Annotated in this window: 17 protein-coding genes; 10 read left to right on the top strand and 7 right to left on the bottom strand. The window is 70.3% G+C overall.

Going from position 1 to position 19,731, the window contains the following annotated elements:
* Positions 1 to 151 precede the first annotated feature (151 nt).
* The 3 genes from HQQ85_RS09010 (at position 152) to HQQ85_RS09000 (ending at position 3,895) form a co-directional block, all read left to right on the top strand.
* Positions 152 to 1,594: an MFS transporter gene (locus tag HQQ85_RS09010; RefSeq protein WP_173182181.1), complete on the top strand. Its 1,443-nt coding sequence runs from the start codon at positions 152 to 154 to the stop codon at positions 1,592 to 1,594.
* Between the two features lie 175 nt (positions 1,595 to 1,769).
* A complete protein-coding gene (locus HQQ85_RS09005) occupies positions 1,770 to 2,702 on the top strand; it encodes an ABC transporter ATP-binding protein (RefSeq protein WP_173182180.1) in 933 nt (310 codons plus the stop codon).
* A complete protein-coding gene (locus HQQ85_RS09000) occupies positions 2,699 to 3,895 on the top strand; it encodes an ABC transporter permease (RefSeq protein ID WP_173182179.1) in 1,197 nt (398 codons plus the stop codon). The genes HQQ85_RS09005 and HQQ85_RS09000 overlap by 4 nt, the downstream gene beginning before the upstream one ends.
* Before the next feature lie 3 nt (positions 3,896 to 3,898).
* Here HQQ85_RS09000 and HQQ85_RS08995 read toward each other — a convergent pair whose 3' ends face one another.
* The 3 genes from HQQ85_RS08995 to HQQ85_RS08985 form a co-directional block, all read right to left on the bottom strand.
* Positions 3,899 to 5,737: a glycerophosphodiester phosphodiesterase family protein gene (locus tag HQQ85_RS08995; RefSeq protein WP_173182178.1), complete on the bottom strand. Its 1,839-nt coding sequence runs from the start codon at positions 5,735 to 5,737 to the stop codon at positions 3,899 to 3,901.
* A gap of 69 nt (positions 5,738 to 5,806) precedes the next feature.
* A complete protein-coding gene (locus tag HQQ85_RS08990) occupies positions 5,807 to 6,799 on the bottom strand; it encodes an NAD(P)-dependent oxidoreductase (RefSeq protein ID WP_173182177.1) in 993 nt (330 codons plus the stop codon).
* Positions 6,799 to 8,133 (bottom strand): MFS transporter, encoded by a 1,335-nt coding sequence (locus tag HQQ85_RS08985; protein WP_173182176.1) that lies wholly within the window; start codon positions 8,131 to 8,133, stop codon positions 6,799 to 6,801. The genes HQQ85_RS08990 and HQQ85_RS08985 overlap by 1 nt, the downstream gene beginning before the upstream one ends.
* Before the next feature lie 111 nt (positions 8,134 to 8,244).
* On the opposite strand from HQQ85_RS08985, the gene HQQ85_RS08980 reads away from it, so the two are divergent.
* Together HQQ85_RS08980 and HQQ85_RS08975 are read left to right on the top strand one after the other, a co-directional pair.
* Positions 8,245 to 10,533 (top strand): FAD-dependent oxidoreductase, encoded by a 2,289-nt coding sequence (locus tag HQQ85_RS08980; protein ID WP_173182175.1) that lies wholly within the window; start codon positions 8,245 to 8,247, stop codon positions 10,531 to 10,533.
* 10 nt (positions 10,534 to 10,543) lie between these two features.
* Positions 10,544 to 11,329 (top strand): IclR family transcriptional regulator, encoded by a 786-nt coding sequence (locus tag HQQ85_RS08975; protein ID WP_173182174.1) that lies wholly within the window; start codon positions 10,544 to 10,546, stop codon positions 11,327 to 11,329.
* A gap of 62 nt (positions 11,330 to 11,391) precedes the next feature.
* Here HQQ85_RS08975 and HQQ85_RS08970 read toward each other — a convergent pair whose 3' ends face one another.
* A complete protein-coding gene (locus HQQ85_RS08970; RefSeq protein WP_173181766.1) occupies positions 11,392 to 11,529 on the bottom strand; it encodes a hypothetical protein in 138 nt (45 codons plus the stop codon).
* A 94-nt stretch (positions 11,530 to 11,623) separates the two neighbouring features.
* Here HQQ85_RS08970 and HQQ85_RS08965 point away from each other — a divergent pair, with 94 nt between their 5' ends.
* Positions 11,624 to 12,685, top strand: coding sequence for a low specificity L-threonine aldolase (locus tag HQQ85_RS08965; protein WP_371741829.1), 1,062 nt, complete (start codon positions 11,624 to 11,626; stop codon positions 12,683 to 12,685).
* Here the strand turns inward: HQQ85_RS08965 and HQQ85_RS08960 are convergent.
* Together HQQ85_RS08960 and HQQ85_RS21620 are read right to left on the bottom strand one after the other, a co-directional pair.
* Positions 12,673 to 13,260, bottom strand: a complete 588-nt coding sequence (locus HQQ85_RS08960; protein ID WP_371741828.1) for a hypothetical protein — start codon at positions 13,258 to 13,260, stop codon at positions 12,673 to 12,675. The two genes, HQQ85_RS08965 and HQQ85_RS08960, sit on opposite strands and share 13 nt — an antisense overlap.
* Entirely contained in the window at positions 13,257 to 13,604 is a 348-nt protein-coding gene (locus HQQ85_RS21620) for a hypothetical protein (protein WP_371741827.1), read from the bottom strand. The genes HQQ85_RS08960 and HQQ85_RS21620 overlap by 4 nt, the downstream gene beginning before the upstream one ends.
* A gap of 6 nt (positions 13,605 to 13,610) precedes the next feature.
* Here HQQ85_RS21620 and HQQ85_RS08955 point away from each other — a divergent pair, with 6 nt between their 5' ends.
* The 4 genes from HQQ85_RS08955 (at position 13,611) to HQQ85_RS08940 (ending at position 17,621) form a co-directional block, all read left to right on the top strand.
* On the top strand, positions 13,611 to 15,641 hold the full coding sequence (locus HQQ85_RS08955) for a heavy metal translocating P-type ATPase (RefSeq protein ID WP_371741826.1): 2,031 nt from the start codon (positions 13,611 to 13,613) through the stop codon (positions 15,639 to 15,641).
* Positions 15,638 to 16,063, top strand: a complete 426-nt coding sequence (locus tag HQQ85_RS08950; RefSeq protein ID WP_216851593.1) for a metal-sensitive transcriptional regulator — start codon at positions 15,638 to 15,640, stop codon at positions 16,061 to 16,063. Before HQQ85_RS08955 ends, HQQ85_RS08950 begins: the two co-directional genes overlap by 4 nt.
* Before the next feature lie 95 nt (positions 16,064 to 16,158).
* Complete coding sequence (locus tag HQQ85_RS08945; RefSeq protein WP_254069300.1) at positions 16,159 to 16,857, top strand: DedA family protein; 699 nt, start codon at positions 16,159 to 16,161, stop codon at positions 16,855 to 16,857.
* 155 nt (positions 16,858 to 17,012) lie between these two features.
* Positions 17,013 to 17,621 carry a nitroreductase family protein gene (locus HQQ85_RS08940; RefSeq protein WP_173182171.1) on the top strand — a complete coding sequence of 203 codons (609 nt, stop codon included), beginning with the start codon at positions 17,013 to 17,015 and terminating at the stop codon, positions 17,619 to 17,621.
* A 74-nt stretch (positions 17,622 to 17,695) separates the two neighbouring features.
* Here the strand turns inward: HQQ85_RS08940 and HQQ85_RS08935 are convergent, their stop codons facing one another.
* Positions 17,696 to 19,660, bottom strand: a complete 1,965-nt coding sequence (locus tag HQQ85_RS08935; protein WP_173182170.1) for a cell wall-binding repeat-containing protein — start codon at positions 19,658 to 19,660, stop codon at positions 17,696 to 17,698.
* Positions 19,661 to 19,731: the final 71 nt, after the last annotated feature.

The following is a 19,731-nucleotide window of genomic DNA, read 5'->3' as shown; positions in this document are numbered from 1 at the left end:
CGTTCTGTCTCGCCGCCGGCGTCGCTCGCATCTGCATCCGCATCCGCCCGCAGAACGTCCGGCCTGACGGAGGTGAACTGTGGCTGCGAAGACAGATGCTGCGGGAGGAACGCCCGCATCGAAGAGCGTCAGGAGCCTGGTCCCGGCCAGGATGGACCGCCTGCCGTGGACGAGGTTCCACTGGATGGTCGTGTTCGGTCTCGGGGTCTCCTGGATCCTCGACGGCCTCGAGATCCAGATCATCGCCTCGAACGGCTTCCAGGAGACGCTCGGCATGGACTCGTCCCAGGTGGGCCTCGCCGGAACCATCTACCTCGTGGGTCAGGTGGTCGGAGCCCTCGTCTTCGGGCGCTTGAGTGACAAGTGGGGCCGCAAGAAGCTCTTCATCATCACGCTCGCGATCTACCTCGTCGGATCGGCACTCGCCGGCCTCAGCCCGAACATGGAGTTCCTGTTCGCGATGCGCTTCGTCGCCGGTCTCGGCATCGGCGGCGAGTACGCGGCGATCAACTCGGCGATCGACGAGCTCATCCCGAGCCACTACCGCGGCCGCGTCGACATCGCGATCAACGGCACCTACTGGGGCGGCGCCGCCCTCGGCTCGGTGGCCAACCTGTTCTTCCTGAACCCCGACAACTTCGCCGAGAACATCGGCTGGCGGCTGGCGTTCTTCATCGGCCCGGTGGTCGGTCTGATCATGATCTACATGCGCCGGCACATCCCCGAGAGCCCGCGCTGGCTGATGACGCACGGCAAGGAGGACGTCGCCGAGAAGACCGTCGACGACATCGAGGCCCAGGTCGAGAAATCGACGGGAAAGAAGCTCGACCCGGTGCCCGAGGACCAGTCCATCGAGGTCACCCCGCTCGACCGCATCCCGTTCAAGAAGATCGCCAGCGTGCTCATCCGCGACTACCCCAATCGCACGGTCGTGGGCCTGACGATGATGATCACGCAGTCGTTCCTCTACAACGCGATCTTCTTCACCTACGCCCTGGCGCTGCAGAACTTCTACGGTGTCGAGAACGACGCGGTGCAGTACTTCTTCTTCCCCTTCGCCATCGGCAACCTGCTCGGTCCGCTCGTGCTCGGCCACCTGTTCGACACCTGGGGCCGGCGCAAGATGATCCTGCTCACCTACGGGCTGGCCGGCATCATCCTGACGATCTCCGGCTTCCTGTTCCAGGCCGACGTGCTGAACGCCACCACGCAGACCATCTTCTGGTGCGTGTCGTTCTTCTTCGCCAGCGCCGGGGCCTCGTCGGCCTACCTGACCGTCAGCGAGCTGTTCCCGCTCGAGATGCGCTCGCAGGTGATCTCGTACTTCTTCTCGATCGGCCAGATCGTCGGGGCCATCGCCCCCGTGCTGTTCGGCACCCTGATCGGCGACGGCTCCGACCGCGGCCCCATCTCGATCGGCTACATCGGAGCCGGCATCGTGATGCTCATCGGCGGCGTCGTCGCGTTCATCTTCGGGGTGAACGCCGAGCGCAAACCGCTCGAGGCCATCACGAGTCCGCTCTCCGCCGTCAACCCCGGCAAGGTGAAGGTCGAGGGCGAGCGCACCACCCGCGAGCGCGCGGCCCGCACCTAGCGCCGGCCAGGGCTGTCGCACGAGGGCGGGGTGGGTTCAGGATGCCCGCCCCGCCCTCCGCCGTGCGGCGGACCCTTTCGCGCCGAGACCCGTCTCGCGGCTGATCCGCCGCCGCGCATCCGCTCGTTAGCGTGAAGGCAGCGCGGCATCTCGCGGCGCGGGAGCGGAGGGCAGCATGCTCGAGATCGAGAACGTGAGCCGGTCGTTCGGCCAGAACCGGGTGCTCGACGGCGTGAGCTTCACGGTCGGCGACGGGCGCATGACCGGCTTCGTCGGCGGCAACGGGGCCGGCAAGACCACGACGATGCGGATCATCCTCGGGGTGCTCGCGAGCGACACGGGCACCGTCACCCTCGACGGCACGCGGCTCACGCCCGCCGATCGCGCCCTGTTCGGCTACATGCCCGAGGAGCGCGGGCTGTACCCCAAGATGAAGGTCGCCGAGCAGATCGTCTACCTCGGGCGGCTGCACGGCATGACGTCGGCTGCGGCCGCCGCCAGCACGGCCGATCTGCTCGACCGCCTCGGCCTCGGCGACCGCGCGAACGCCACCGTCGAGAGCCTCTCCCTCGGAAACCAGCAGCGCGCCCAGATCGCCGCCGCCCTCGTGCACGACCCCAGCGTGCTCGTGCTCGACGAGCCCTTCTCGGGTCTCGACCCGATGGCCGTCGAGACCGTGCAGTCGGTTCTCACCGAGCACGCGGCCACCGGGGTGCCCGTGCTGTTCTCCTCGCACCAGCTCGACATCGTGGAGCGCATCTGCGACGACCTCGTGGTGATCGCGGGCGGCACGATCCGCGCGCAGGGTTCCCGGGAGGAGCTGCGGTCGCAGCACTCCGAGGCCCGCTACGAGATCGACCTGACGCACGACGCCGGCTGGGTGCGCGAGATGCCCGGGGTGCGCGTGGTCGAGCTCGACGGCGACTACGCCGTGTTCGAGGTCGAGCGCGGGGCCCCGGGCCAGTCCAGCGTGCCCGGCCAGTCGAGCCAGCCCGGCCAGGATGCGGCCCAGGCCGTGCTGCGGCGCGCCCTCGAGACCGGCCCGGTGCGCCGCTTCGCCCCTGTTCTGCCCACCCTGTCCCAGATCTTCAAGGAGGTCGTGCGATGAGCGCCGACGCCCGCACCGCCCGCCCTACCCGCACTCCGCGCCCCGCTCGTCCCGCCGCCCTGTCGGCCGTTCAGGGCACACGCCTCGTCGCAGCCCGCGAGATCTCGATGCGGCTGCGCAGCAAGGCGTTCCTGATCTCGACCGGCATCCTGCTCGTCGTCGTGCTCGGATCGATCGTCGCGAGCGGCATCTTCGCCGCGAACGCCGGGGCGCCGAAGGTCGCGGTCGTGCCGCAGACCGCCCCACTCGTGTCCGGCCTCGACGACCGCCTCGACATCACCCAGGCCGCAACGGTCGCGGATGCCGAGCAGCTCGTGCGCGACGGCGACGTCGAGGCGGCGATCGTGCTGCCCGGCACCGTGGAGGGAGCGACCCCGGCGCCCACGGCGACCGGCACCACCGGCACGCCCGGAGGCCCCGAGGCCGCCTACGAGGTGCTCGCCCTGAGCGACACCCCCACCGGCGTGGTCTCGCTGCTCAGCCTCGCGCCCCCCGTGCAGCTGCTCGAACCGGGCGACTCCGACGGCTTCCTCGCCTACGTCGTCGGCATCGCGTTCGGCATCGTGTTCTTCATGGCCGCCGTCACCTTCGGCTCGACGATCGCGCAGAGCGTCGTCGAGGAGAAGCAGACCCGGGTCGTCGAGATTTTGTTGTCGACGATCAACGCCCGCGAACTGCTGGCCGGCAAGGTGATCGGGAACAGCGTGCTCGCCTTCGGCCAGACGGCCCTGATCGGCCTCGCCGCCGTGCTCGGACTCGCGATCACCGGCCAGTCCGGCCTGCTCGGCCTCCTCGGCCCCGCGATCGCGTGGTTCGTGGTGTTCTTCGTCTTCGGCTTCGTGCTGATCGCGGCGCTCTACTCGGCGAGCGCCGCCCTCGTCTCCCGCCAGGAGGACGTCGGCTCGGTCACCTCGCCCGTCACCACGCTGGTGATGCTGCCGTACTTCCTCGTCATCTTCTTCAACTCGAACGAGGCGGTGATGGCCGTGATGTCCTACGTGCCCTTCTCGGCGCCGATCGGCATGCCGCTGCGGCTCTTCCTCGGCGACGCCGAGTGGTGGGAGCCGCTCGTCTCGCTCGTCATCCTGCTGGCGACCACCGCGGTCGTCGTGGTGATCGGCTCGCGCATCTACGCGAACTCGCTGCTCCGCACGGGCCCGCGCGTGAAGCTGGCCGACGCCCTCAAGGGCTGACGTTCAGCCCGAGCGGAGCAGCTCCAGGCGGGCGGCACCGGCCTCGAGGCCGTTCTCCGCGGCGAGTGCCTCGCTCACCCGCCGGGCAGCACCCGGCTCGTCCGTGACGAGGCCGTCGACCCCGGCGCGGGCGAGGGCGTCCATGGCGGCGGGGTCGTCGACGGTCCAGGCGTAGACCTCGTCGCCGGCCGCGTCGGCCTCGCCGATCAGGGCCGGGGTGAGCGAGGCCTGCTCGATCACGTAGAAGTCGCAGTCGCACGGCGGAAGCTGCCCGGCCATCATCGAGACCGTGAGGCCGACCCGCCGCTCGGGATGCCGTTCAGCCAGAACCTCCACCACCCCGGGGTCGAGGGAGTGCAACATCGTGTCGCCACCGGCCCCGGCGGCCTCGAGGTCGGCGTCGAGCCGATCGAGCACGTCGGACGTCTCGTGCCCGGTGACCTTGAGCTCGACGAGCAGATCGACACCGAGCTGCTCGGCGCGGGCGGCATAGCCGCGCAGCGTCGGAATGTGGTCGCGGTGCCCCTTCATGCCCACCACCGTCGCCGTGGCCTCGGCCGTCGTCAGCTCGAAGAGGTTCGCGTCGACCCCGGCGAGCGTGAAGAGATTGGTGTCATGGCTCGCGACGAGGCCGCCGTCTCCGGTCTGCTGCACGTCGACCTCGACGTAGTCCGGCCGGAGCCGCGCAGCTGCCTCGAGCCCGGCGATCGTGTTCTCGGGCCCTCCGGCGTCGTACCCGCGGTGCGCGATGACGAGCGGATGCGCGCCCCCACCACCCATGGCCGCGCCGGCCTCGCCCTGGCACGGGTCATGGCACGTCGTGGCCATGGCGCCTGTCGCGGTCGCCGTGGCGATCACGAGCGTCACCCCGAGGACCGCGGCGGCGCGCCGCGACGGCACGGAGCGGGCCGGGCGGGCGGGCGCGATCGTCAGTCCGTCGATCATGCGCACCCGCGCCACGAGCGTCAGCGCCAACGCCTGGGCTCCCACGATCGAGACCACCGCGACGAGCACGCGCGCCGCGCCCACGAGGAGCGGGTCGTCCGCGGTCGACGCGCTCGCCGGCGCCGCGTCGACCGCCCAGCCCGCGAGCACGATCACGCCCTGGCCCAGGGCTGCGGTCACGACGACCACCGCCGTCGGCACCAGCGCGAACCCGGCCCCGCCGGAGCCCGTCGCCCGCAGGCTGGAGCGCAGTGCGCCGGCCGGCCGGCATCCGCTCACCACCGTGTACGCCAGGGCGAGCCCCGCGCGGAACACCACCACGATGAGCACCCCCGCCGTGCCGCACGAGAGCAGCACCCCCGGCACCGTCTTCACGAACTCCCGCGAGACGAACGGCGGCGGCGCGAACGCGCCCGTCAGGGGCGAGAGCAACTCGACGCCGGACAGCGGCGCGAGCAGCGCCAGGTGCAGCGCCACGAGGAGACCGGCGGGGGTGACGAGGGCGGCGAGCATCCGGATGACCGATCGGAGCGTCGCCCGCGCCGAGAACCGGTGCCCGCCGAGCTGCCGATCGGCCAGCACGAGGGCGAGGCCGGCCCAGGCGAGGGTGGCGGTGACGGCGATCGCCGCGACCAGGGCGAGCAGCGCGACGGACGCCGGGGACACCAGCAGGGCGCTGACGCTGCGGTCGGTCAGCGTCCGGAGCCCGGCCACGGCGAGGGCTTCCTCGAACAGCGCCTCGATCGCGGGGCCGACCACGAGCCGCACCGTCGTGAGCCCGATCGCGAGCAGGGCCCACGCGCGCCACGGTGTCTGCCGGACGGCTCGGAGCACCATCGCGGCCAGGACGGGCGGGGTGCCGAGTCGTTCCGGGTCCGTCTCAGCTCTGTCGCGCATCCGCCCCACGGTAGGCAGACCGGCCGCGCCGCCCAACCGGGTTGCGCGCGCGGGTGAAGAGTGCTGCGGCTAGCCGGCAGCCGCCAGGCGCGCTTCCCTCGCCGCAACGGCCGCCCGCACCAGTTCCTCCTCGCCGAGGAGCGGCGTGAAGCCCAGCAGCTCGCGCGCCCGGGCGTTCGAGGTGCGGTAGCTCGGTGCACTGACGGGGAGCGTCACGTCGACAGTGGAGAGGCCCGCAGCCGCCGCCAGGCGTCGGGCGAACGCGCCGAGGTCGGTCGGTGCATCCGGACCCAGCCCGATCACCTCGTGCCCGGTGGTCGACGCCTCGAGCGCCAGCACCACTCCTCGTGCGAGGTCCGCCGTGGCCAGGATGCCCATCTGCACCGGCTCGCCGTCGGCCCTCGACGCCACGAGAAGTGTCGAGTCGTCGTCGGCGAACGGCTCGAGAACATCGGCGACCTCGTGATGCCCGGCTGCGCGCTCCCTCGGGAGGCGCCGGCTGGCGAAGAACCGCGGGCCCGAGAAGAACGAGTCGGGGTCGAGCAGCTCCGCCGGATCCTGCGTGTGCGAGAACCGCAGCACCACCGTCGCCCAGCCGTTCGCCCGGCCGGCGAACGCGGTGATCTCCTCGGCCAGCACCTTGCTCAAGCCGTACCAGGTGACGGGGAGCCGCGGATGCTGCTCGTCGAGCGGCTGGTACACCGGCGCGTTCTCGGGATACACCTCCCCGGTGCTGGCGAGCACGAATCGGCGGACGGACGACCCGTCCAGCGCCCGGACGAGTCGCTGCGTGGCGGTCGCGTTCGCGTCGTACACGCGTGACGCGTCCTCCGGTCGCCACGACATGAACGCCCCCAGATGGGCGACCGCCTCGACGTCGGTCAGCCGCGGATCCTGCGGCGGCAGCTCGGCGAGGTCACCGACGAGGTAGTCGACCCCGGGCACGGGGGTCGCGGGTGCCACGAGGTCGAGGCCTAGCACATGATGCCCGCGTTCGACGAGCAACGCCGCCACTGCCCGTCCGACACGCCCCGAGGCGCCCGTCACGGCGATCCTGCTCATCAGGCCTCCGATCGCAGCGGCAGCTTCGCGGTCTCCCGGGCCCGAAGCACAACCACGAGGCTGACGGCCGCAGCCGCCATCACGTAGAAGGCGGGCGCGAACGAGTTGCCGGTGGCGCCGATCAGGAAGGTGGCCAGCAGTGGCGTGATGCCGCCGAACACCGCCACCGAGAGGTTGTAGGCGATCGCCATCGAGCCGTAGCGGATGTTCGTGGGGAACAGCTCGGCCATGGCGGCGCTCGATGCGCCGTCGTAGGCGGCCATGAAGATGCCGAGGAGGATCATCGCGACCGTGGCGCCGAGGAAGTTGCCCCCGCCCATCAGCATGAGGGCCGGATAGGTGAGGAGGATGAAGCCCGCGCAACCGGCGATCATCACGGGCTTCCGGCCGATGCGGTCGCTGAGCAGCCCCATGAACGGCACGAGCACGGCGATCACCAGGAGACCGATCACGGTCGCCGCGTAGCTCAGCGGCTGCGAGAATCCGAGTGTGGTCTGCAGGTACGACGGCATGAACGTCTGCAGGATCCAGTGCCCCACCGCCTTGATCACGACGAAGCCCACACAGAACAGCAGTGCGCGCCACGAGGTGCGCAGCGACGTGCGAAGCGGCGACTTGGCAACCTCGCCCTTCTGCTTCACGGCCTGGAACTCGGGGGTGTCCTCGAGCTTCAGGCGCAGGTAGACCCCCACCAGACCGAGCGGCAGGGCGAGCAGGAACAGCACTCGCCAGCCCCACTCGTTCAGCGCGTCGGATCCGAGGGTGGCGGTGAAGAGCAGCACGAGCCCGGCCCCGACCACGAAGGCGGCGAAGCCGAACACGTCGACGAAGCTCGTCACGAAGCCACGTCGGTTCGAGGGCGCGTACTCGGCGAGCAGAGTGGTGGCGCCCGAACTCTCGCCACCGGCGGCGAAGCCCTGCACGAGTCGCACGAGCACCAGCAGGAGCGGAGCCCAGATGCCGATCATGCCGTAGGTCGGCAGGAGCCCCATCACCACGGTCGCTCCCGAGGTGACGAGGATGACCGTCGCCAGCGTGGACTTGCGGCCGACGCGATCGCCGAGCGAGCCCCAGAACAGGCCCCCCAGCGGGCGCATCACGAAGCCGGCGCCGAACACGGCGAAGGCGGAGAGAAGAGCTGCTTGAGGATCGCCCTGCTGGAAGAAGTTGAGGCTGATCACCGTCGCGAGCGTGCCGTAGAGGCCGAAGTCGAACCACTCGACGAAGTGGCCGGTGCCGGCGGCAAGGATGACCTTGCGGACCCGGCGGGCCCGCGAGGCGTCGTCGAGCGGTGCCGGGTCGGCGACCGCGACCGGGCTTGAGGAATCTGTCATGCGTGTCTCCCACGTCATTGTCGGGGTTGGAGCGGCTGATCACCACTGATTGCGAGCACGTTACCACTGAGCGGTACATAAGCACCACTGGGTGATACAGTCGCTTTCACCATGCAGAAGCGAACCATCTCTAGCGACATCGTCGTCGTGGGCGGAGGACTGGCCGGTGTATCGGCCGCCGTCGCCGCGGCACGGCTGGGCGCATCCGTCTCCCTGATCAGCAACAGGCCCGTCCTCGGCGGCAACTCCTCGAGCGAGGTGCGCGTCTGGGTGGTCGGTGCCACCGCCCACGGGCACCAGCGCTTCGCCCGCGAGACGGGCATCATGGGTGAGCTGTTCCTCGAGAACCAGTACCGCAACGCCGAGGGCAACCCCTACTACTGGGATCAGGTGGTGCTCGATCTCGTGCGCGCGGAACCGAACCTCACCCTGCACCTGAACACCGACGTGCGTGAGATCCGGATGCACGAACCCGCCGGCACCGAGGAGGCCGCCGCCATCGCGTCCGTCACGGGCTGGACCATGGGCAGCGAGATCGAGACCACCTTCGAGGCCCCGATCTTCCTCGACTGCACCGGCGACGGACTCGTGGGCCACCTCGCCGGAGCCCCGTACCGCATCGGCCGCGAGGCCCGCCACGAGCACGGCGAGAGCTGGGCGCCCGAGGAGGCGGACGGCGAGCTGCTCGGCAATTCGATCTTCTTCTACACGAAGGACACCGGTCGGCCGTCGAAGTACGTCGCGCCCAGCATCGCGAAGGACATCGCGGCCACACCGATCCTGCGCAACCGGGTCATCCGCACGGGCGACAACGGCTGCGACTACTGGTGGATCGAATGGGGCGGCGAGCTCGACACCGTCTCCGACAACGAACGGATCCGCGACGAACTGTGGTCGGTGGTCTTCGGCATCTGGGACCACGTGAAGAACTCGGGCGACTTCGACGCCGACACGCTCAGCCTGGAGTGGGTGGGTTCCGTGCCCGGCAAGCGCGAGTACCGACGGTTCGTGGGTGACTACACCCTCACTCAGAACGACATCGTCGAGCAGCGGGAGTTCGACGACGCGGTCGCGTTCGGCGGCTGGTCGATCGACCTGCACCCGGTGCAGGGCGTGTACTCCGAGACGGCGGGTGCCGAGCAGCGCCACCCGGCCGGCACCTACGGCATCCCGTACCGCTCGCTCTACTCCGCCACGGTGCCGAACCTGCTGTTCGCCGGCCGCGACATCTCGGCCTCGCACATCGCCTTCGGGTCGACACGGGTGATGGCCACGTGCTCCACGCTCGGCCAGGCGGCCGGCACCGGGGCGGCGCTCGCGGTGTCCCTCGGCGTGACGCCCCGCGAACTCGGCACGCACCACCTCGACCGCCTGCGGCAGACCCTGGCCCGGGAGGACGCCCCGGTCGTGGGTCTTCGCGCCGAGGACCCCGACGACCTCGCACCGTCGGCGGTGATCACGGCCTCGAACGCACTGACCACGCTCGGCGCCTCGTCGGAAGCAGGCTTCGAGCCCTACCCCCTCACGCGAGACGTGGGACTGCTGCTGCCCGTCGACCCCGCCCTCGACTCCGTGACCTTCGAGCTCGACAGCGAGCACGACACCGAGGTGACCATGGAGCTCTGGGGCACCGGGCGACCGCAGAACTACGTCCCCCTCGACCACGTGCTCACCCGCACCGTGCCGGTCGCCGCGGGATCGGGCACGGCCACCGCCCGATTCGACTGGCACCCCTCGACACCGCAGAACGCGGTGATCGTGCTGCGCGCAGCACCCGGCGTCTCGGCCCGCATGGTCGGCGAGCGCCCCTACGGCGTGCTCGCCCTCGAGCACCGGCTCGCCGGCGACCTGCCCTTCGACGAGCACATCCCGGAGGCAGCGGGCGACCCCGTGCTCGACTGGGTCGCCCGTGGGCTCCGCCACCGCGGCTTCGCGTTCTCAGCGACTCCGGCCACGCACGCGTATCGGCCGGAACGGATCACCGACGGCCTGCAACGCCCCTACGGTGGGCCCCACCTCTGGGCGACGCCGTCGACGGCCCCCGGACTGGCGTCGCCGGAGCACGTGCAGCTCTCGTGGGCGCATCCGGTGACCATCGCCTCGGTGCGGCTCGTGTTCAACGACGACGTCGACGAGGACCTGATCAACCTGCACCACCACCGCACCGACTTCGACGTGGTCCCCGAGCTCGTCACCGACTACCGGCTCGAGGCCTGCGTCGACGGCGTCTGGCAGACGCTCGCCGAGGTGACGGGCAATCGGCAGCGTCACCGGGTGCACCACGTCGGCCCGGTGACGACGGATGCGCTGCGGCTCGTCTGCCTCGCGACGGGAGGAGCGCCGTATGCCTCGGTGAGTGCCGTGAAGGCCTACCCCATCGCCGTCGGCCGGGAGCGATAGAGTTCCCGACATGGCCGGAGAGGTGCAGCAGGGGATCGGACGGGCGGCCGCCGTGCTGACCGCTCTCGGCGACGCGAAGTCGGGGGCGCTGCGGGCGAGCGACATCGCGCGCGCGATCGGCCTCGGGGCATCGACCACCGCCCGGCTCCTGGCCTCGCTCGAGGAGCTCGGCTACGTGAGGCGCGAACGGGACACCCAGCTCTATGCGATCGGCACGGCCATCCTGTCGCTGGGATCACAGGCCCTGAACCACAACCCGGTGCACCGGGAGTCGCGAGCGGCGGCCGAAGCGCTGGCCCAGCGCACGGGTCTCAGCGTGAACGTCGGAGTCCTCGACGGAACGAGCCTGGTCTACCTGTGCCACTTCGAGGGAGCGCTCGCACCCAAGTCGCACACCATGGTCGGTATGCGGCAGCCGCTCCATGCCTCGGGGCTCGGGAAGTGCCTGCTGCTCGATCTCGACGAGGCCGGGCGACGGGCTCTGCTCGGCGACGAACTCGAGCGGTACACCGTGCACACGCTCGTCGACCACGCCGCCTTGACCGCCGCTCTCGCCGAGTCGGCCGAACGCGGGTACTGCACCGAGAACCAGGAGCTGGCTCTCGGACGGCTGTCGATCGCGGCGCCGGTTCGAGACGCCGACGGGCGGGTCGTGGCGGGCATCTCGGTCTCGGGCCGGCTGTCGGTGGTGCGCGAACTCGACCACGAGCAATTGGCCGAGCAGCTGATCGAGACGGCCGACCGCATCAGCGTCGGGCTCGGCATGATCTCGGCTGTGCCCACCGCCGCGCGCTGAGCGCTCAGGGCCGGATGCGCGGCTGCCCGCTCCCGAGGGGCGGCGGCCGCGCATCCGCTCGGCTAGCGCTGCCCGCGGTACAGGCGCAGCAGCACGATCACCGAGACCCACACGATCGCGAGGGTCGCGAGGCCCAGCAGGCCGATGTAGAACATCTCGAGCCAGAAGTACGGATCCGGCTCCGTCTCGGTCATCATCATGCTCAGGAACCTACGCCTCCGGCGCCCGGCCGGACACCCCCTCGCGCCGACCCGTCTGCGTCGACCGCCCGTCGGCGGATGGCAGAATCGATGGGTGACCGAGACTCTGCACGATCTGGACCACCGCGGCTTCGCATCCGACAACTACGCCGGGGCGCACCCCGAGGTGCTCGAGGCCATCGCCCGGGCCAACGGCGGTCACCAGGTCGCCTACGGCGAGGACGTCTACACCGCCGAGCTGCAGAAGGTCATCAAGGGCCACTTCGGCGCGCAGGCCGAAGCCTTCCCGGTGTTCAACGGCACCGGCGCCAACGTCGTCGGGCTGCAGTCGATGCTGCCCCGCTGGGGTGCGGTGGTGTGCTCGACGACCGCGCACATCCACACCGACGAGAACGCCGCCCCCGAGCGCGTCGCCGGCCTGAAGCTGCTCACCGTGCCGACGCCCGACGGCAAGCTCACGCCCGAGCTGATCGACGTCGAGGCCTGGGGCTGGGGCGACGAGCACCGCGCGCAGCCGCTCACCGTCTCGATCACGCAGACCACCGAGCTCGGCACGGCCTACACGCCCGACGAGATCGCCGCGATCAGCTCGCACGCGCATTCGCTCGGCATGACAGTGCACCTCGACGGCTCGCGCATCTCGAACGCGGCCGCGTCGCTGGGCGTGCCCCTCCGTTCGTTCACGAGCGACGCCGGGGTCGACGTGCTGTCGCTCGGCGGCACCAAGAACGGGCTGCTGTACGGCGAGGCGGTGGTGGTGCTGAATCCGGATGCGGTGGCCGGCATCCCCTTCCTTCGCAAGCTCGACATGCAGCTCACCTCGAAGATGCGCTTCGTGTCGGCGCAGCTGATCGCGCTCTACGGCTCCGACCTCTGGCTGCGCTCGGCCTCGCACGCCAACGCCATGGCGGCGCGGCTGCGGGCCGCCGTCGTCGACCTGCCGGGCGTCACGCTCACGCAGGAGACCCAGTCGAACGCCGTCTTCGCGATCGTGCCGCCCGGGGTGGCCGACGCGGTGCGCGCGTCGTACCGGTTCTACGACTGGAACGCCGCGGCCGGCGAGGTGCGGTGGATGTGCGCCTTCGACACCACCGAGGCCGACGTCGACGGGTTCGCGGCGGCGCTCAGGTCAGCGCTGGCCGTTCAGTCGTCGTAGACCGAGTCGGGCGTGCATCCGGGCGGCTCGGAGTTGCCGCTGAGGGTGAACTCGCCGCAGGTCATGAATCGCGCCTGGTTCGCGCCGAGCAGGAACGACGCCACCGCCACGAAGGCGACGACGCCGATCACGACGGCGCGGCGTCTCGGTGACACCTGGTCGCCGAACTCGGGCCAGATGATGCGCGCGAGCACCCAGACCGTCGTCGGAACCGCGAGCACCGCGACCAACGCGCCCAGCACGGCGACGATGAGCGTCGCCACGTCCTCGGCATCGGGCTGAACCACGAAGTTCGCCACCAGGTAGAGGCTCGGGGCGAGCAGCGCGGCCGCGCGCCACCACCGCCGACGACTGCGGCCGAAGAACACCACCACGAAGAACGCGCCGGTCGCGGCCGCCCAGATCGTCAGCAGCTGGTCGAAGAAGAAGTCGCCCCAGGCGCCGAGCGTGAAGGCGGGCCACCAGACGGCGGCGCACATGCCCACGACGATCACGCCGGCGATGCGGGCGGCCGTGGTGTCGTCGCGGTCGTGGCGCTTGCCCAGGGGGGTTCCGGATGCTCGTGACTCGGTCACGGGCCCACCGTAGCATCGCGCCCCACCACGTGGTGCCCGCCTTGCGGGGTACCCCCTGGGGGTATATCGTGGATGCCATGCCCGAGCACCAGCACTCTTCCGCGCCCCAGCACGACATGGGCGATCACGCCGCCCACGATCAGGCCGCCGTCGACGCCACTCACGATCACGGCGCCCATGACCACGGTGCCCACGGTGCCCACGATCACGCTGGCCACGATCACGGCTCGCACGACCACGCAGAGCACGGCGGCCACGACCACGGTGGGCACGACCACTCCAGCCACGACCACGCGGGCCACGGCGGGCACGGGGGCCACGGCGGCCACGACCACTCCGGCCACGTCGCCATGTTCCGTCGCCTGTTCTGGGTGATGCTCGTCGTCGCCGTGCCGGTGGTCGCCTTCAGCAGCATGTTCGCGATGATCCTCGGCTACGAGCTGCCCGCCGACGGCCCCACGACCTTCATCTCCCCGATCCTCGGCACCGTCATGTTCGTCATCGGCGGCCGGCCCTTCCTCACCGGCGGCGTCGACGAACTGCGCGCCAAGCAGCCCGGCATGATGCTGCTGATCGCCCTCGCGATCACCGTCGCGTTCCTCGCCAGCTGGGGAGCCACGCTCGGCCTCCTCGACCACCAGCTCGACTTCTGGTGGGAGCTCGCGCTCCTCATCGTGATCATGCTCCTCGGCCACTGGATCGAGATGCGCTCCCTCGCCCAGACCACCTCCGCCCTCGACTCCCTCGCGGCCCTCCTCCCCGACGAGGCCGAGCGCGTCGACCCCGGCAGCCCCACCGGCTCCATCACCGTCGCCCCCGCCGACCTCGTCGTCGGCGACCTCGTGATCGTGCGCCCCGGCGGCCGCGTCCCCGCCGACGGCGAGATCACCGAGGGCACCGCGGATCTCGACGAGTCCATGATCACCGGCGAGTCCAAACCCGTCACCCGCGGCCCCGGCGCGCACGTCGTCGCCGGAACCGTCGCCACCGACACCTCCCTGCGCATCCGCGTCACCGCCGTCGGCGACGACACCGCCCTGGCCGGCATCCAGCGTCTGGTCACCGAGGCGCAGAACTCGAGCTCCCGCGCCCAGCGCATCGCCGACGTCGCCGCCGGCTGGCTGTTCTGGTTCGCCCTCGGCTCCGCGATCATCACCGCCGTCGTCTGGACGCTCGTCGGCAGCCCCGACGACGCCGTCATCCGCACCATCACCGTGCTCGTGATCGCCTGCCCGCACGCTCTCGGCCTCGCCATCCCGCTGGTCGTCTCGATCGCCACCGAACGCGCCGCGAAGGCGGGCATCCTCGTCAAGGACCGCCTCGCCCTCGAGACCATGCGCACCGTCGACACCGTGCTCTTCGACAAGACGGGCACCCTCACCAAGGGCGCCCACGTCGTCACCTCGATCACCCCGGCCCCCGGTTCCGCCGAGGCCGACGTCCTGGCCCTTGCGGCCGCCGCCGAGTCCGACAGCGAGCATCCTCTCGCCCGAGCGATCGTCGAAGCGGGCCGGATGCGCGGCCTCACCCTCCCGCCCGCCACCGCCTTCACCTCCTCCCCCGCCGTCGGCGTCTCGGCCCGCATCACCGACACCGCGGGCCACACCGCGACCGTGCACGTGGGCGGCCCCCGCCTGCTCGAGGAGCACGCCGCGCATCCGCTCGCATCATTCGCCGGGGGCGTCGAGGCCACCAGCGACACCGTGCTGCACGTACTGCGCGACCACGAGGTGATCGGGCGGATCACCCTCGCCGACGAGATCCGCCCCGAGTCGCGCAGCGCGGTCGACGAGCTGCGCCGACAGGGCGTTGAGGTGGTCATGATCACCGGTGACGCCGACCCGGTCGCGCAGGCCGTCGCCGCCGAGCTCGGAATCACCCGCGTCTTCGCCGGAGTGCGCCCCGAGGACAAGGCGGCCAAGGTCGCCGAGCTGCAGGCCGAGGGACGCACGGTCGCGATGGTCGGCGACGGCGTCAACGACGCCCCCGCGCTGGCCCGGGCCGACGTCGGCATCGCGATCGGCGCCGGAACCGACGTCGCCATCGCCTCCGCAGGGGTCATCCTCGCGAGCGACGACCCACGGTCGGTGCTGTCGGTCATCCGCCTCTCGAAGGCCGGCTACCGCAAAATGACTCAGAACCTCTGGTGGGCGGCGGGCTACAACCTGCTGTCGGTGCCGCTGGCTGCCGGAGTGCTGGCGCCCGTCGGCTTCATCCTGCCGATGTCGGTCGGCGCGATCCTGATGTCGCTCTCGACGATCATCGTGGCCCTCAACGCGCAGCTCCTCCGCCGGCTCGACCTCCGGCCGGCTCCCCTCCCCGCGGCGAGCGCCCCCACCACGGCGCCCGCCGACCAGACTTCGACGAGAATCGACGCATGAGCACGTCGCCCGCATCCCCGCACTCCACCGAGGTCGAGACCACGACCGGGGCCGCCCTCGTACCGACCACACCGCTGGCCGCGCCGCCTGTCACGCCCAGCCGCACGCCGGGCCCCGGTCCGGTCGACCTGATCCACGAGCATCACGGCTACATCGCCGACAAGACCGCCTATCTCAAGCGCCTCAAGCGCATCGAGGGCCAGGCGCGCGGCCTGCAGAACATGGTGGACGACGAGAAGTACTGCATCGACATCCTCACCCAGATCTCGGCGATGACGAGCGCCCTCGAGTCGGTGGCGCTGGGCCTCCTCAACGACCACCTGAACCACTGCGTCGTCGAGGCCGTCGCCGAGGGCGGCCCGGTCGCCGAGCAGAAGCTCAAGGAGGCCACCGACGCCATCGCGCGGCTCGTCCGCTCCTAGGCCCGTGCCGATACCGCGGTCGCCGCGCGGGGCCCGCACGCGCATCCGGAACCCCACTTCAGGCTGGCTTCAGCCGCCGTCAATAGAGTGAAGGCATGAGCCTGGCGCACGCCGACCCACTGACCCTCACCTCGAACCTCACCGCCGCCGACTCCGGCAGCGCGAGTCTCGGACCGATCGGCGACTGGGTGGTGGGCCTGATGGAGACGCTGGGCGCCCCCGGTGCCGGCCTGGCCGTGGCGATCGAGAACCTGTTCCCGCCGATCCCGAGCGAGGTCATCCTGCCGCTCGCGGGCTTCGCGGCCAGCCAAGGCGACCTGAACGTCGTGGCGGCGATCATCTTCACCACCCTCGGCTCGCTTCTCGGCGCCCTCGCCCTCTACGGCCTCGGCGCCTGGCTCGGCCGCGACCGCATGCGCACGATCGCCCGCCACATCCCCCTCGTCGACGTGGATGACGTCGACCGCACCGAGGCCTGGTTCCAGCGCCACGGCCCGAAGGCAGTGTTCTTCGGCCGGATGCTGCCGCTGTTCCGCAGCTTCATCTCCATCCCGGCGGGCATCGAGCGGATGCACCTGCTCAAGTTCGCCCTGCTCACCACCGCCGGCTCGCTGATCTGGAACACCGTGTTCATCCTCGCGGGGTTCTGGCTGGGCGAGCAGTGGCACGTGGTGGAGCGGTACGCGGAGATCCTGCAGTACGTGGTGATCGCGGTCGTCGCGGCGGCCGTCATCTGGTTCGTGGTGAAGCGCATACGCAAACACCGCGCGGGCCGCACCGACGGCCCCATCTAGCTCTGATTTGACGCTCGATCCGGCCCGCCCTCTCGCTACCTTGCAGCGGGAATAGGGCGAGCGGATGCCGCGTTCCACTCCTCATCCGGACTGAAGTCCGGTTACGACCGCACGACGAGGTGCGGCACTTCCCACCTCGACGAACGGACACCACCATGACCCTCACCGACACCGCCCCCCGCCCCGCCTTCGACCGCGCCGCCTCGACCAGCGCGCCGATCCTCCCGACGCTCGCCGACCGCTGGAGCCCCCGCTCCTTTGACGCCGCGAAGCCGATCGACGAGACCGTGCTGACCGCCGCGCTCGAGGCTGCCCGCTGGGCCCCCTCGGCCGCGAACTCGCAGCCCGCCCGCTTCATCGTCGCCCGCCGCGGCACCCCCGAGTTCGACGCGGTCGCCTCGAGCCTCCTGGGCTTCAACTCCGTCTGGGCCGGCTCGGCCGCCGTGCTCATCGTCGCGGTCGCGGAAGTCGTCGACGCCGAGGGCAAGCCCCGCCGCTGGGCCGAGTACGACCTCGGCCAGGCCATGGCGCACCTCTCCGTCCAGGCCCACCACGACGGCCTGCACGTGCACCAGATGGGCGGCTTCGACGTCGCGGCCCTCACCGAGGCCTTCAGCCTCCCCGCCTCCCTCGTGCCCCTCACCATCACGGCCCTCGGCCACCTCGCCTCGGCCGACGCCCTCCCCGACGACGCCCTCCGCGCCCGCGAAACGGCCCCCCGCACCCGCCTCCCCCTCGCCGACCTCCTCCTCCCCACCCCCTGACCCCACGAGGGCATACCGGCTGAGCGTTGCGATGCGTCAGACCTTCCTGAACCTCGGCAGATCGAGTCAGTGACTCAACAAGTAGTCAGTGTTTCAACTTGTTTATTGAGAACGACGGAACCGCCGATCAGACGAACGAAGTAGACGCCGGTAGCAACTATGGCCGCACCGGTGACTTCCGGCACACAGTCCTTCCGAGCTAGATAAAGGGGGAGCTGCTGCGTCCCGGCCAGGACGCCCCCCGCGAGTGCGTCAGCGAAATCTCCTCCGCTTGCAACGAAGCCAAAGCCGGTCAACCCAAAGGTATCTCGATTGAGAGAGGCCGCCACGGCAAATCGATCGGCCCCACCAACTCGCGTTGTTTTGACTATCGAAGAGATAGCGGCTTCAAGGGAGGGCGATATCGCTGATGGCCCTCCGACCACTACTGCCTCTACCCCCGGCCGCTTCGCGAGGCTGGTCAAGCTAGTCCGTTCCGCCGGAGTCAGTTCGCTCGCCTTGCCGTCGACAAGCAGAGTGACTCCATTCTGCTTCGCTGCAACAGAGGTAGCGCCAAGCGCATCTGGGAAATCTCGGCCGGTCGCGATGTAAATCCTCTGAGCGGGCGCGCCCGACAGGGGGCTTGACGCGAGCGCACGAGAAACGGCATATCGGTCGGGTCCGCCAATGCGTTCGGGCTTGACTCCGGTCACATCTTCGATTGATCGGGCCACTGCTTCCGATACCGCAGCGGCACCGCCGAGGATTATTACCCTCTTGGGCCGAAGTTCCTTGAGCGCACGACGTGTCGGATCGGGCAAGTTGTCTTGACGGGTAAGGAGCATTGGCGCCGACAGCCGAGCAGCAACTGGGCCGCCCGCCAGGGCATCCGCAAATGTCTCTCCACTGGCGACAAAAAGGATCTCGGCTCCTGCCGCGTGACCTTCTCGAGCGACGGCGCTCGCCGTCTCGTACCGGTCTGCTCCGGCGATCCGAGCGGTCGATGTTGATAGGAGGACATCGACCCGCACTAGCTTCCCGCCTTGTCGCTCAACAGCCCAGAAATACCGGCCCTCCGTCACCGCGGTCCCCGCGAGGTCAGCGGCTGAAGTGGGCACAATGACCTCGCCTAGCGACCCAAAGGTCTGCGAGGACGTCCAGCCGATGGAATTAGTTCCGGCATCTGCGAACCACACCTGATCACCTCGCGTGAAACCAGCGGTTCCGGCGAGGCGGCTTCGACCGCTAAGACGTTCTACTGCACGTGGAGGGGCCTCCGCGAGCAGGCCTGTTGCTCTGAGGGGACTGAACGCGTTGACCCCATTCGGCTCATTCACTGAATCCGCGAAGGAGACCATGTCCCCTGCCTGACCGAATGGTCTCACGCCCTCACCCCGGCCGCCGGCACGCCAGACTGTGTCAGCGCTTGGATCGGTGACCCAGATCCCGGCGGTGGTGGACCGGATGTCCGAGGGGGAGACGGAGCCGGGGAGGGGGAACTCCTCGACGGCGCCGGTGGCGCGGGTGATGCGGCCGAAGCCGTGGTTGTTCGATTCGGTGAAGTAGACGTGGGCGCCGGAGGCTTCGACCGCGGAGGGGAAGGCGTTGGCCGTGGGGAGGCGGATCTCCGAGACGGTGCCCGCCGCGTCGACGTGGGCAATGGCGTTGGACGCGTATTCGGAGGCCCAGACGCCGCCGTCGGCGTCGGTGGTGAGGTTGGTGGGGCCGCCCGTGAGCTGGTGGGTCGCGAGGACGGCGCCGTCGCGGCTGACGCGGAGGATCTGCTTGTCGTTGAAGACCGAGACCCAGACGGATCCGTCGGGGCCGGCGGCGACGTCGTTGGGGGCGCCGAGGGGGTTCGGGAGGGCGAACTCGACGAGGTGGGCGCCGGGGTCGATGATGTTGCGCTCGGTGAGGGAGGGATCAGGGGTGGTGGAGGGTGGCGGCACAACCTCGGCGTTTGCCGGAGTGGGAGTGACCGCGGCGCCGAGTCCGACGCCGGCGAGGAGCAGGCTCCCTGTGACGAGCGTCAGCGATCGACGTTGAAGGATGCTGAGCATGAGAGGGCCCTCCCGCGGGCCGGGGTCGGCCCATCCCATCAAGAGTGGGTGCGGGAGGGCCAGGAGGGCCC

The organism is Herbiconiux sp. VKM Ac-2851 (assembly GCF_013205105.1).
Taxonomy (GTDB): Bacteria; Actinomycetota; Actinomycetes; order Actinomycetales; family Microbacteriaceae; genus Herbiconiux; species Herbiconiux flava.
Note: the sequence above shows the minus strand (reverse complement) of the source record. Positions and strands in the feature narration are given on the sequence as shown.

Excerpts from the sequence above, each read along its gene's own strand:
- HQQ85_RS09010 (WP_173182181.1), top strand. The coding sequence starts at position 152 with ATGGACCGCCTGCCGTGGACGAGGTTCCACTGGATGGTCGTGTTCGGT.
- HQQ85_RS09005 (WP_173182180.1), top strand. The coding sequence starts at position 1,770 with ATGCTCGAGATCGAGAACGTGAGCCGGTCGTTCGGCCAGAACCGGGTG.
- HQQ85_RS09000 (WP_173182179.1), top strand. The coding sequence starts at position 2,699 with ATGAGCGCCGACGCCCGCACCGCCCGCCCTACCCGCACTCCGCGCCCC.
- HQQ85_RS08995 (WP_173182178.1), bottom strand. The coding sequence starts at position 5,737 with ATGCGCGACAGAGCTGAGACGGACCCGGAACGACTCGGCACCCCGCCC.
- HQQ85_RS08990 (WP_173182177.1), bottom strand. The coding sequence starts at position 6,799 with ATGAGCAGGATCGCCGTGACGGGCGCCTCGGGGCGTGTCGGACGGGCA.
- HQQ85_RS08985 (WP_173182176.1), bottom strand. The coding sequence starts at position 8,133 with ATGACAGATTCCTCAAGCCCGGTCGCGGTCGCCGACCCGGCACCGCTC.
- HQQ85_RS08980 (WP_173182175.1), top strand. The coding sequence starts at position 8,245 with ATGCAGAAGCGAACCATCTCTAGCGACATCGTCGTCGTGGGCGGAGGA.
- HQQ85_RS08975 (WP_173182174.1), top strand. The coding sequence starts at position 10,544 with ATGGCCGGAGAGGTGCAGCAGGGGATCGGACGGGCGGCCGCCGTGCTG.
- HQQ85_RS08970 (WP_173181766.1), bottom strand. The coding sequence starts at position 11,529 with ATGATGATGACCGAGACGGAGCCGGATCCGTACTTCTGGCTCGAGATG.
- HQQ85_RS08955 (WP_371741826.1), top strand. The coding sequence starts at position 13,611 with ATGTTCCGTCGCCTGTTCTGGGTGATGCTCGTCGTCGCCGTGCCGGTG.
- HQQ85_RS08950 (WP_216851593.1), top strand. The coding sequence starts at position 15,638 with ATGAGCACGTCGCCCGCATCCCCGCACTCCACCGAGGTCGAGACCACG.
- HQQ85_RS08945 (WP_254069300.1), top strand. The coding sequence starts at position 16,159 with ATGAGCCTGGCGCACGCCGACCCACTGACCCTCACCTCGAACCTCACC.
- HQQ85_RS08940 (WP_173182171.1), top strand. The coding sequence starts at position 17,013 with ATGACCCTCACCGACACCGCCCCCCGCCCCGCCTTCGACCGCGCCGCC.
- HQQ85_RS08935 (WP_173182170.1), bottom strand. The coding sequence starts at position 19,660 with ATGCTCAGCATCCTTCAACGTCGATCGCTGACGCTCGTCACAGGGAGC.